The organism is Pseudomonas sp. NPDC078700, from assembly GCF_044542375.1.
In the GTDB taxonomy this organism is placed as follows: Bacteria; Pseudomonadota; Gammaproteobacteria; order Pseudomonadales; family Pseudomonadaceae; genus Aquipseudomonas.
The window spans coordinates 720,164-732,298 of the sequence record NZ_JBITUI010000003.1; the positions used below are offsets into that span (position 1 = coordinate 720,164).

11 protein-coding genes are annotated in these 12,135 nt (G+C 53.6%); 9 read left to right on the plus strand and 2 right to left on the minus strand.

Features of this window, described 5'->3' with window-relative positions:
- Nucleotides 1-50 precede the first annotated feature (50 nt).
- A complete protein-coding gene (locus ACIGCM_RS13760; protein ID WP_397502626.1) occupies nucleotides 51-1,961 on the plus strand; it encodes a UvrD-helicase domain-containing protein in 1,911 nt (636 codons plus the stop codon).
- Nucleotides 1,962-1,969: 8 nt separating this feature from the next.
- On the opposite strand, the gene stpA is transcribed toward ACIGCM_RS13760, so the two are convergent.
- Nucleotides 1,970-3,265, minus strand: a complete 1,296-nt coding sequence (stpA, locus tag ACIGCM_RS13765) for a glucosylglycerol 3-phosphatase (protein ID WP_397502627.1) — start codon at nucleotides 3,263-3,265, stop codon at nucleotides 1,970-1,972.
- Between the two features lie 137 nt (nucleotides 3,266-3,402).
- On the opposite strand from stpA, the gene ACIGCM_RS13770 reads away from it, so the two are divergent.
- Complete coding sequence (locus tag ACIGCM_RS13770) at nucleotides 3,403-4,011, plus strand: hypothetical protein (protein WP_397502628.1); 609 nt, start codon at nucleotides 3,403-3,405, stop codon at nucleotides 4,009-4,011.
- A gap of 14 nt (nucleotides 4,012-4,025) precedes the next feature.
- Here the strand turns inward: ACIGCM_RS13770 and ACIGCM_RS13775 are convergent, their stop codons facing one another.
- Nucleotides 4,026-4,574: a sugar ABC transporter ATPase gene (locus tag ACIGCM_RS13775; RefSeq protein ID WP_397502629.1), complete on the minus strand. Its 549-nt coding sequence runs from the start codon at nucleotides 4,572-4,574 to the stop codon at nucleotides 4,026-4,028.
- A gap of 121 nt (nucleotides 4,575-4,695) precedes the next feature.
- On the opposite strand from ACIGCM_RS13775, the gene xseA reads away from it, so the two are divergent.
- The 7 genes from xseA to ACIGCM_RS13810 all read left to right on the plus strand — a co-directional run bounded on the left by xseA (nucleotide 4,696) and on the right by ACIGCM_RS13810 (nucleotide 12,072).
- Nucleotides 4,696-6,075, plus strand: coding sequence for an exodeoxyribonuclease VII large subunit (gene xseA / locus ACIGCM_RS13780; protein ID WP_397502630.1), 1,380 nt, complete (start codon nucleotides 4,696-4,698; stop codon nucleotides 6,073-6,075).
- A gap of 5 nt (nucleotides 6,076-6,080) precedes the next feature.
- The gene (locus tag ACIGCM_RS13785) at nucleotides 6,081-7,013 is read left to right on the plus strand and encodes a LysR family transcriptional regulator (protein ID WP_397502631.1); all 933 of its coding nucleotides are present in this window, start codon (nucleotides 6,081-6,083) and stop codon (nucleotides 7,011-7,013) included.
- Nucleotides 7,014-7,190: 177 nt separating this feature from the next.
- On the plus strand, nucleotides 7,191-8,231 hold the full coding sequence (gene dctP / locus ACIGCM_RS13790; RefSeq protein WP_397502632.1) for a TRAP transporter substrate-binding protein DctP: 1,041 nt from the start codon (nucleotides 7,191-7,193) through the stop codon (nucleotides 8,229-8,231).
- A 214-nt stretch (nucleotides 8,232-8,445) separates the two neighbouring features.
- Nucleotides 8,446-8,940 carry a TRAP transporter small permease gene (locus ACIGCM_RS13795; RefSeq protein WP_397502633.1) on the plus strand — a complete coding sequence of 165 codons (495 nt, stop codon included), beginning with the start codon at nucleotides 8,446-8,448 and terminating at the stop codon, nucleotides 8,938-8,940.
- On the plus strand, nucleotides 8,937-10,217 hold the full coding sequence (locus ACIGCM_RS13800; protein WP_397502634.1) for a TRAP transporter large permease: 1,281 nt from the start codon (nucleotides 8,937-8,939) through the stop codon (nucleotides 10,215-10,217). The genes ACIGCM_RS13795 and ACIGCM_RS13800 overlap by 4 nt, the downstream gene beginning before the upstream one ends.
- A 4-nt stretch (nucleotides 10,218-10,221) precedes the next feature.
- Entirely contained in the window at nucleotides 10,222-10,977 is a 756-nt protein-coding gene (locus tag ACIGCM_RS13805; RefSeq protein WP_397502635.1) for a M15 family metallopeptidase, read from the plus strand.
- A 252-nt stretch (nucleotides 10,978-11,229) separates the two neighbouring features.
- Complete coding sequence (locus tag ACIGCM_RS13810; protein ID WP_397502636.1) at nucleotides 11,230-12,072, plus strand: peptidoglycan DD-metalloendopeptidase family protein; 843 nt, start codon at nucleotides 11,230-11,232, stop codon at nucleotides 12,070-12,072.
- Nucleotides 12,073-12,135: the final 63 nt, after the last annotated feature.

Sequence of the window (12,135 nt, forward strand, 5' to 3'; positions counted from 1 at the left end):
AAACCCTTATGATTCAGCGATGTATATGATCAGTTCGCTGGAACATTTGAATGCTGTCTACCGTTAAACGCTACAAACTTATGTTATCCGGGGCATTGGGCCGTTATTTCCCACGCACCAGCGCCTATCTGCGCGACGAAGATGGCCAACTGCTACGCCACCCTTCAAGTACCACAGGCAAAAAATCCAAGGCCAAAAATCCAGCAAAGCCGCGAAAGACTGCTGCCAAAGCACCGCGCAAACCAACCGCTAGTCGCCCTAAGAAGAGCATTGAAGGCATTTATGGCCCGGCCCCGATGCCGATTGCCGAGCAGCAAATCCAAGCCATGCGTGATCAGGTCAGCAAAGCTGTCAGCGCTGGCGTGGTCAGCCAGCCATCAGCAGAGCAATGGGCAATGATTCTGAGCGATACCCCGCTCACACGGGTATTCGCCGGGGCAGGCTCGGGGAAGTCGACGACGCTGTTGTTGCGCATGGTATTTATGCTTTGCCACCTTGAGATTAAGCCCGAGCAACTGACGGTGATCTCATTTACCAGCGCGTCCTGCGAACAACTGCGCAAGCAACTGCTTAGCTTACTGAGCTTCTGGCAATACCCCTTCGACCAGACGCAGGCTCGCCAATGTGTGCGTACCTTCCACTCGGCCATGGGCACGCAGGCCACAGAGCTCTTAAACAAGCCGAGTTGGTTCGAGCAACTGAACGAGAAATCGGCCAAGCCCAATGAACTGGATAATCCACTCACGGCCTCACGTTTAGGCGCACCGCAGCAACGATTACTAAAGCAGGCGTACCAAAACTGCTACAGCGCAGAGCCCGAGTTTCGCCAGCAGGTGCATCAACTGCTGAATCTACCCGCGCCTGCAGCCATGGCAGACAACGCAAAAACAAAGCCCGCAGGCAAAGCGCCGCTGGATGGCTTCAAAGTCAAAGGCGAGTTCAGCCCTGCGCCATTGTTTGAAGCCTTTTATGCGCAGATCAACTTTATCCAGAGCATCGGGATTCGCATCAGTCAGCTAGACCCGGTGAAACTGGCATGCAGCACCAATGAACGCCTGTTCATTCAAGCGCTGGTAGCGTTTAACGGTTATTTTGAAACGACGCTGAAAGAACAAGGCTTGCTGACCTTCAACCTGGCCTTCGAGCAACTGACTGAGCGCCTCAATGACTGCAGCCATTCCTCTCTTGTGCCCTTCACGCATTTGATGATTGATGAATTCCAAGATATTTCACCGCAAATCGTTGAATGGCTACAAGCGGTGCAACGGTCGCTGGCCAGGCAAAAAAAAGCCGTCAGCCTGATGGCAATCGGTGATGATTGGCAGTCAATTTATGCGTGGCGTGGAAGTTCGCCCGAACTGTTTATGAATTTCGATAAACACTTTCCGAGCAAGGGCAAGGCAAACAAAAGCAGCGTACTGATGATGACCACCAACTATCGCTCGATTGAGCCCATCATTCGTGACGGCGAACAGGTCCTGAGCGGCGTAGAGCTAAAACAGAACAAGCTCAGCCGTGCATTCCGAACCCTACAAGCCGGCGAGCACGGGGTTAAGGTCATCAGCCGCTTTGATCTCAATAAGCGCATGCCTGAACTGCTCAAGCAAATCAGCGAGCAATGCCGCTATGCAGCCGAGCAGGACAAACCCGAGAAAACCGCCGTTTTACTGCTGAGCAGGGCCAACCATAGCCTGCAAACCATCCAAGCCCAACTCGACAAAAAATTGCCGGTTAAGGGCTACACCATCCATCGCGCCAAAGGCTTGCAAGCGCAGGTCGCTATTATTGTCGACGACTGCAAAACACCTGAAAGCTACCCTCTGCGCAACGCGCTGTACGCCTACTCAGGCTACTTTGTGAACAGCTATGACCAGGCCATGCGCGATGAAAGCTTGCGCTTGGGTTATGTGGCGATCACCCGTGGCGTAAGCCGGGTCTTCTGGTACACGCAAAAAACCTAAGGTGCCACTCAGCTCTTGGCGGCCAAGGCATGATCTAGGTTAGACATGCGCCCAGCCAGTTCGCAGAAGAACTCAACATATTGCTGATGGCCGCCACTGAAGATTACATCCAAGCGTAACGGGTCAGTCGCGTCGGTAATGCCTGCAAGCGCAGCCCATGGCTCCAGCGCTGGCTCGGTTTTGCGTCGCTGCAATAGCGCCGTATCAATACCAGGGCGGCGTACTTCACCGGCGCTACTGTCGATATAAACCAGTTTATTGTCACGCTCAAACAACTCGCCCAACGCCTGAATCAGCTGTAAAAAACCGCGATCACTGCCGCCCCGAACCACTTCAGATGAGCCTGGCAACAGGCTTGAACTTAGGGTATCGCCAACCCCGACTATGCGTGGCATGAGTTGCGGGTCAAAGGTATCACCCGCCAGCTTAAGCAACTCGGCCTGCCCATGAGGGGCTAGGCGCGGATTAAAATCAGCGCCCAATGGATATTCACCGGTTTGCTCAAAATAGTAATAATTGAGCAGCACCAGAAGGCCCACTTCCTTGATCGCGCCACTGAGCATAAATTGAAAGTCGGTGGTTCCAGCCATGCCATCAACAGCAAGCCTTAAGCGTTCATTACCCTGTGCATCACGCCCGGCGTTAGGTGCGTAGTGGGTAAAGAAGCTGCCCTCCAGACCTTGCTCAGCCGCCTGTTTGTGTAGATCAGCCATAAACGCGGCGACCTTTTGCTGTAAATGGCAGTAGATATCGGGCTGAGCCTTAAAATACTGGTACAGCACATTGATGTTCAGCGTGGGCGAAACCCGATTATCCAACACCGCTGAAGCCACTAGCGTGCTAATCAACGGTTCCTCAATTGCATAAGGCGCAGTTGCCAGCAGTGCCTGTAAAAAAGCCTCAGCTTTAGCTGGCACCTGCTGCAAGAACTGCAACTCGGTCTCGCTAACACCCGGATGAGAAACCTGCGCATACCGGTCTTGCAACTGCACGCCGCCGGCCGCCAATCCGGGTAGATACAAGCCTTGCTCACGTGCATGGGCAGGGTCAGCCAAGGCGTTTTCGACAATATTATTCACCCCGCGCCGCCCAATGTGCTCGCCATTGGTTAGCACATAAAATCGTCCTGCTAACCGCGCCGCTGCGGCTACGTAGCGGCGCTCAATGACACGGGTGAGCGGGTCGCGCACCAGCCCCATACAGACGCCATCCAGATCTTGGACGATCAAAAAGCGCTCTGTGGCAGCCAGTGAATTGAGCAGTTCGGTGGAGTCGAGGGAATACCCTGTTTGATAATCAGCCATGACAGTATCTTACGTGCTGACTTGGCCAGCACCAAACCAGCGCCCTATTTGCCAACCAAGATTGCAACTTTTCGGCTTACAACAGGGATGTAGGCTAACTTTAGTGACAACGGATAATTGGTGCTCTGGAGTGTGCAATGTTTAAGTTTCTGAAAACCACTGCACTCGGTGGTGTGTTGTTTATTCTGCCGCTGGTATTGGTCATCGTATTAATCGAGAAAGCCGTGCATCTGTTGCGCGGCCCGATCAGCAAGATAATACCGGTTTTCGATCACCACAGCGTCGCCGGTATCACTGCAGCGACCTTGGCGACCCTGCTTGCCTTGCTGTTGCTGTGTTTTCTCGCCGGCCTGCTGGCCAAAACCAGTGCAGCAAAGCGGGTTCGCACCTCAATTGAAGACAAGCTGCTCGACAATGTGCCGGGCTATCGCCTGCTTAAAGACACCATGGCACGCATGGCTGGGGTTGAAGAGGAAGGCGACACTCGGGTAGGCCTATATCTGGATGGCGATATTGTGCAGTTCTGTTTGATTGTCGAGAGTGGCAGTGACTGGATCTCAGTATTTATTCCGGACGGGGGTTCTGCTGGGCTTACCGCGGGCGCCGTACAAATCGTCCCGTCAGCGCATGTGCATCTTACCGAGCTGACGTGGTTCGAAGTCATCAAATGCCTCAAGCGCAACGGCCATGGCAGCTTAACCCTGGCCGAACCCTGGCTACCCAAAACCGATCAAACTGCTGTTTAGTGCAGCGCGCTCGGCTAGATGTCGACGCGCACCACAGTTGCCGCGTAGCCCAGACGCTCGGCGAACTCATCAACAAAGCTTTGCTTGAAAACCGCATCCGCCCAATTATTGAAGATAAACCCAAGGTTGGAAAAACCGCAGGGCTGAAGGTAGAGGAAGCCATTGATGTCATCCTCATAGCGACATTCAGGGCAGATAAAGTTATCGGTCTGCCCCGGCATCCAACGCTCAAGACTGTCGAACAGCGCCTCGCCGATTTCCTGTCGGCACTGCGGGCAACCCGCCTCCTCTTTAAAGTCTTTTTGCGGGGTAAAAATGCACCGCCGGGTAACAATTTCCAAACCGTTAACCGGTTGATTAAAGGGCAATAGCTCAGGCTTTTCGACGACTCGCCGTGCACCCGGTGCAATTGCATAAGCCATATGCTTAAAAGTGCGCCCGCAGGTGGTCAATTGCTCTTCGATAATCTTTTGCTGCACCAGCCAGCGCACAATCAAACGCGCCCGCCCCTCGTGCCCAGGGAAGCTGGATATCTGCGGGACTATGATGGCCTGATCATTCATCTGACGAACTCTGCTGAGGTATAAGTAGAAGGCGCGCAGCTTAAACGCACCAACCTCCGGGTCAAGACAATCTAGCCGTGTCGCTCTATGGCGTAGCCATTAAAGTCTTTATCATGCGCTCATGATTAAAGATCCGTTCCAGCGTTTAGACCTTGATCGCGAGGTGCTGAGCGTAAGCCAACTGAACAACCGTGCGCGTCTGTTGCTTGAAGACGTGTTCGGCGGCATTTGGGTTGAAGGTGAAATATCCAACTTAGCCAAGCCTGCCTCGGGTCACGTCTACTTTACCCTTAAGGACCGTCAAGCTCAGGTGCGTTGCGCGCTGTTTCGCCAGAGCGCAGCGCGGGTTCGCCAAGAGCTGCGCGATGGTTTAGCCGTAAAGGTACGCGGCAAGGTTTCGCTATTTGAAGGCCGAGGCGACTACCAGCTTATCCTCGACACCGTAGAGCCCGCCGGTGATGGTGCCTTACGCGCGGCGTTCGATGCCCTCAAAGAGAAGCTTAGCAGTGAAGGTTTATTTGCTGCCGAACGCAAAGTCGCCCTGCCCAGCCACCCCAAACGCATTGGCATTATCAGCTCGCCAACGGGCGCAGTGATACGCGACATCATCAGCGTATTTCGCCGCCGTGCGCCGCAGGTGGAACTGGTACTGATCCCCACGGCGGTCCAGGGTCGCGAGGCCACAGGACAAATTGTCCGCGCGTTGCAACTTGCCGATAAGCAGCAGTTTGACGCGTTGATTCTGGCCCGTGGCGGCGGTTCACTTGAAGACCTTTGGTGCTTCAACGAAGAAGTAGTGGCCCGAGCTATCGATGCCTGCATCACCCCGCTGGTTAGCGCAGTCGGTCACGAAACCGACGTATCCATTAGTGACTTTGTTGCCGACGTGCGTGCCCCGACGCCTTCCGCCGCCGCAGAGTTGCTCGCACCAGACAGTTCAGAGTTGGTGCAGCGGTTGAGCAACCTGCATCGTCGTTTAGTGCTACGCCTGCAAAGCCGTCTGGAACGTGAACGTCTGCGCCTTGAGAGCATTAGCCGACGCCTGCGTCATCCGGGCGAACGTCTACGTCAGCAAGCGCAGCAGCTTGATGACTTGGAAATGCGCATGCAGCGGGCATTTCACCAGCAATTCAACACCCGCAAAGACCGTCTTGCCTACTTGGACCGACGCTTAGTCACCCAGCATCCGGGGCGTCACCTGCAACTGCTGCGCCAGCGCCTCGACAGCTTCGCCGAGCGCCTGCCCAGAGCCATTAACGAAGGACTTAAACAGCGCCGCTTAGAACTGCAGAGCCAGATGAAAACGCTAAATGCGGTAAGTCCTCTAGAAACCCTCGGCCGTGGCTACAGTATTTTGCTTGATGAGCAGAATCGAGTCATACGCAGCGCCGCCGACACCCAACCCGGCCAACGCCTGAAAGCCCGACTTGGCGAAGGTGAACTGGCTATCCGCGTCGAAGACAATCACATCACGCCAACCACCTTGTCGCTGCTGGATTAAGCACGATGCGAATTAACCAGCGCGCACTGGCTTACTTGAATGAAGTCATTCACCACCGCTCGCTGAGGCGTGCCGCACAGCATCTTAATATTGACCCTTCAGCCATCAGTCGCCAGATCTCAGCGCTGGAGTTGGAGTTAGATACCCGCTTGCTCGAACGCACGGCTCAGGGCGTCAGCCCTACTGAGGCAGGCGAAATGCTGGTGGCTCACTACCGCCAGCAACAGGCCAATGACCGAGGCGTTCTGTCTAGATTGTCCGACTTACGTGGGCTGCGTCAGGGCCATGTGCGTATTGCAGTTGGTGAAGGTTTTATTGCCGATTTGATATCTCAACCGCTGCAGAGTTTTATCCTTAACCATCCGGGTATCGACCTTGAAGTACAGATGGCCGGGGCAAATGAGGCGATTGGTTTAGTCAAAGAAGATGCCGTCGACTTCGCTCTGGTTTATGCACCGGCAGAAGATGACTCCCTGCATGTGCATGTCGATACCCAACAGCCGCTCGACCTGATCACCCCACCCAACCATCCACTTGCGCAATCGACAACGCCTATCACCATGTCGGCTTTACGCAACGAGTCCCTTGCCCTTATCCACAACAGCACCGGAATGGGCCAGTTGGCAGTGATTGTCGCGCAACTGGAGCATTTACAGTTGCGCCCCAAGTTGCGCACTAACTCAGTGGCGGTGCTGGTCAACTTTGTGAAGTCAGGCATTGGCGTGGCGTTTATGCCAGAGCTGACCGTCAGCGATGAATTACAGTCAGGCAGTATTCGCCGCTGTGCTCTGGCCAACCGGGCTTTACGTGACGCACGGGCACGCATTGTAAGCCACAAGGGCCGCGAGCTGACTGTCGCCAGCCAGGCATGCCTTGAGCATTTACGAGACGGCATGCGCTTTTTTAACGATCACGCCCCCAGTATCCGCGATAAATAATAACCACTGCGTCAAAGGGGCTGTTACGCAGAGACAGTGTTGCATTTAATGCACCACTAACAGACTTGAATAGTCAACACGACAACAGCTAGTTTCTCTTCAGGGAACTGAGCACGTGCTCGACACAATAATAATTTCGCCTCTAACTCGACCTCGCTCTGCCACAAGGAAAATAAAATGCATTCGATTCTGCGTAATAACCTTGCCCGTCGCTTCACCGCTGGGCTGCTATTTACCGCGATTTCACTGGCTGGGGCCATTGCTCAAGCGGCAACAGAAATAAACCTGAGCTACAACGGCGCCGCTGATAGCGCAAAGAACCCTGTTCACTTATTCGCCACAAACCTCAAACGTTTGGCCGAAGAAAAAAGCGCAGGTGATCTAACCATCAAGCTCTATCCAAACAGCATGCTCGGCGAAGAAGAGCAGCGCATGGAACAGGTTATGAGCACACCCGGTTTAAACATTGCATCCTTCGCCGGTATCGCACCGTTGTTTCCTGAAATCTATGTCAGCGCAATCCCATTTATGTTTAAGGACGCCAGCGCTGCGCATAAATTTTTTGATGAAGGCCAATACTGGAAAGCATCCAAAGCTGAATTCAAAGAGCGCACAGGCACGCAACTGCTCGCGGTTGTTGAGGAAGGCGGATTCATCAACTTCACCAACAATAAAAAACCGATCAAATCACCCGAGGACTTTAGCGGTTTACGCTTTCGTGCAATGGACCCAAGCCAAGTCGCACTCTATGAATCGTTTGGTGCATCCGGCACACCGATCCCCTGGACTGAGCTGTATATGGGCTTACGTACTGGCGTAGCAGATGGCCAGATGAATCCCGCGTCTTACATCATCATGGGCAGCCTGTACCAAGTACAGAAATACCTGACCCTGGCCAACATTCAATACTCTGACCAGTTCTTGGTTGCCAACGGTGACATGCTGGCCTCGTTGTCTGAAAAAGATCGCGCAGCGCTTTTAGCGGCTAGCGAAGAGGCAACGCGTCTCAACCGAGAAGCAATTGCCAAGCAAGAACACACTGACCTGGCATTCCTCAAGGATAAAGGCATGGAGATTATCCAGCCTGACGATAAAGATCTGGCAGCCTTTCAGAGCAAAGGCCAACCGGCTTACCTCTCTTGGCTTAAAGAGCAAAATATCGAGGCCAAGTGGATCGATATGGCGCTGAAAGATACCGGCCTTAATCACGCTCAGTAAAACGCTGGCCAGCGCCCTGTTTACGGGGGTGCTGCGCCTTAGGAACCTCTGAAAAAGGTAGCGAGCGAAGATAGGACAAGGCAAAAAACTGCGAAAAAGCGACCGGGGTCGCGCTCGACTTTAGTTGACCTAAATGAGCATTTTGAGCCGTTTTTTTAACGCAGTAATATCTAGCGCAGTAGTTTTTCAGAGGTTCCCTGACCCGGAGTCACCTATGCACTCGTTACTACAGCGCAGCAGCAACTTCCTGCTCAATCTCGGGACGTTGCTGCTGTTGCTCGACTTGTTGTTACTAAGCTACGGCGTGGTTGCACGCTACCTGATTGGCAGCTCACCCATCTGGATGGACGAACTCGCACGCTATCTGATTATCGGCAGCGTGATGCTGGTCATGGGCACCCTGTGGGTTCAGGGCGGGCACATGCGCATCAACCTGCTTGAACAGCATCTCCCGACCAATCTTGCGCGGGTCGTTAAGCTCTATCAGTGGTTGATTGCGCTGTGTTTTTTCGCTTTTGCAACCTGGGCAAGTATCCACTACGCCCTCAATGCCAGCCGTTTCCGGAGCATGGGCCTTGGCGTTAGCCGGATGTGGCCTCTGTTAAGCCTACCTATAGGTTTCGCCCTACTGACACTTATGGTTCTGATCCAAGGCCCCTGGAGCAACAATCAACCCGAACAGAAGATAGAACAAGGATTAGTGCCATGATGGGCTTCGCCATGATCCTAGCCTTTGCCGTTAACTTGGTACTGGGCATCCCGCTGTTCTTATGTTTGCTACTGACGGCGTTGGTTGGCTTTCTATTTGTTGATCCACATCTATTTTTCAATACCCTGCCGCAGCGCTTCTACGGCGGCATGGATATTTTCTCATTGATGGCAATTCCGCTATTTATCCTTGCGGGCAACTTGATGAACAGCTCGGGGATGACCCCACGTCTTATGCGCTTGGCCAATGCCATGGTTGGGCATTTCCGTGGGGGATTGGGCCACGTCAACGTGGTCGCCGGTGTGTTTTTTGCGGGTGTAAATGGTTCGGCTGCCGCCGATGCATCCGCACTAAGTACCCTGCTGGTCCCTGCCATGGAAAAGGAAGGTTACTCGCGCAAATTCGCTGCCGGACTTACCGCAGGCAGCTCGTTGATTGGCCCGATTATTCCGCCCAGCATTTTTATGATCCTTTACTCCTCACTGACCAATACCTCGGTGGGCGAGCTTTTTCTGGCGGGGGTTATCCCAGGTTTAGTACTAGCCCTGGCGTTTATGGCCATTAATGCAATTTACGCCCACAAAGCCGGTCTGAAAGCGCAACGCGAAGCCCCGTCATGGCCCGAAGTTTTTGCCGCTTTCGCGGGCGCATCCACAGCCCTTGTTGCTCCAGTGCTTATCGTTGCAGGCATCGTCTTAGGTTTAGTCACACCCACTGAGTCAGGTGCGATTATCGTGCTCTATGTAGCACTGATTGGGTTCATCCAACGCGAGTTATCGTTAAAGGGCTTCTGGACGTCAATCCAAGAAACCGTGCGACTGACGGCGAGCATCTACGTGATTATTGCCGCTGCCTCAGTGGTCAACTGGCTGCTCAACTATGCGCAAGTGGCGAGCGAATTCGCCACACTGCTGCAGCCATTCAATCACTCGCCGACAATAATGCTGCTGGTAATCAGCGCAATCATCTTCATCTGCGGCATGGTGATGGAAGAAGTATCGGTACTGATGCTGCTCACACCCATTATTGCCCCAGTCGCCTTGGCCGCAGGCGTCGACCCTGTGCATCTGGGCCTGATATTCACCCTGAATATCACCATTGCGATGATTACACCGCCGATGGGCTCTTGCCTGTTTATTGTGGCGACGATCAGCAAGTTAAGCATTACAGAGATGTTCAAAGGCATTTGGCCGTTTATCGCCGTGGCCCTGGGCGTGCTCTATCTATTGATCCTGTTCCCTTCTCTTACGCTGTGGCTACCGCGCCTGCTGAGCTAATCACATGAATGCTAATCAACCTATCCCGCACAATCCTGAACCCGACTGGCAAGCGGTTGCTGCTCTGCCAATTGCCGAGTGCAACCAACCGCTGCAAGCGCTCAGTTTGAATCGCTCATTAAGTGTTCATCCGGCCTATCACAAACTCGGCGTGCCAAATGCGATAGCTGAATGCTACGTGCGCAGTGAAGTGTTTGAACGCTTGCTGCACGTCACTCAATTGCTGCCCGAAGGGGTACGCCTGGTTGTCCTTGATGCATGGCGACCATTTGGGGTTCAACAATACCTTTACGACAGCTTGTGGGATGCCCTTACCGAGTACCACCCGCAGGCCAATGCCGCGCAACTTGAACACCTGACACGCCAGTTCGTTTCGCCACCCAGCACCAGTAAAACCGCACCCAGCCCGCATTTGACCGGTGGTGCGGTCGATGTAGCCCTGTGCGATAAAGAAGGCCGATGGCTCGACATGGGCAGCGGATTCGATGAGGCCAGCCCGCTTTCGTCCAGCCATTATTTTGAGCAGTTGGAGCGTCCCGACGAGCTGCAAACACGCATCCGTGACAATCGCCGCATTCTTTATAACGCCATGCATGCAGCAGGATTCAGTAATTTGCCCAGCGAGTGGTGGCATTACGACTTCGGCGATCAGTTATGGGCTTGGCATAACCAGTTGGAGTCGGCAATGTATGGCCCTACCCAAGTTCAATCCCTGGATAACCTGTGGCGTCAACAGTTGGAACAGCAAATGCGCGGTTAAGACCCGCCTGAGCGAATATTACAAGCGCTAAGGATCCTCTGAAAAAGGTAGCGAGCGACGGGAGGACAAGGCAAAAAAGTGTGAAAAAACGACCGGGGTCGCGCTCGACTTTAGGTGTTCTAAATGAGCATTCTGAGCAGTTTTTAACGCCGTAATACCGAGCGCAGTAGTTTTTCAGAGGTTCCCTAACACTTCACAGCACCCAACCTTTAATGCAAGCATTGGCCATGCATTCACTAGATTGAGTTTTTTATGTCCCGCCTGCGTTATGTTTTGCTCTCGTGCTTACTCTTGGTTGCTTTACCTGTCAGTGCTGAAGGCTTTATTACCCGCCTGCTCAATCAGCCTGTACCTGGTGGAGTTGCAGTGGTTGACCTGGGCAGCGACGCCAATGCACCACGCGCGGTGTATCACAACAAACCGGTGTTGGTGGTGCACGAGGATCAGCAACGCTGGATCGCCATTGTCGGCATTGCCTTAACCACTAAAGCGGGTACAGAAAGCCTTCAGGTAAGCAGCGACGGCGGTGATAAAACCCTGAGTTTCCAAGTCAAGGCCAAGCACTACAAAGAGCAACACATCACCATCAAGAATACCCAACAGGTCAATCCCAATGCGGCGAACCTAAAGCGGATCAACCGCGAACTGGCTGAACAAAACGCCGCCTACGATACATTCAGCCCGCGCCAGCCCAGTAACTTACTGTTTGATCGCCCTGTCAGCGGCCCGCTTTCAAGCCCATTCGGCCTGCGCCGCTTCTTTAATGGCGAGGAGCGCAACCCGCACTCAGGCTTGGACTTTGCCGCCAGCAGCGGCACGCCAATCAAGGCCCCGGCCGCAGGAAAAGTGCTGTTGACCGGTAATCTGTTCTTCAATGGCAATACGGTCTTTATTGATCACGGCCAAGGACTGATCAGCATGTTTTGTCACCTTTCAAAAATCGACGTGAAGGTCGGCGATGAAGTGCCGCGCGGCGGCGTGATTGGCAAAGTCGGCTCTACGGGTCGCGCCACTGGACCGCACTTGCATTGGAACGTCAGCCTAAATGCCAACCGGATTGACCCGGCAATTTTTATTGGCGCGTTCAAACCTTGAGTAACAGTAAACCCCTGCACGCCTCATAAAGCTTTGTTAAGGTGCCCCAGCTTTTAATGAGGT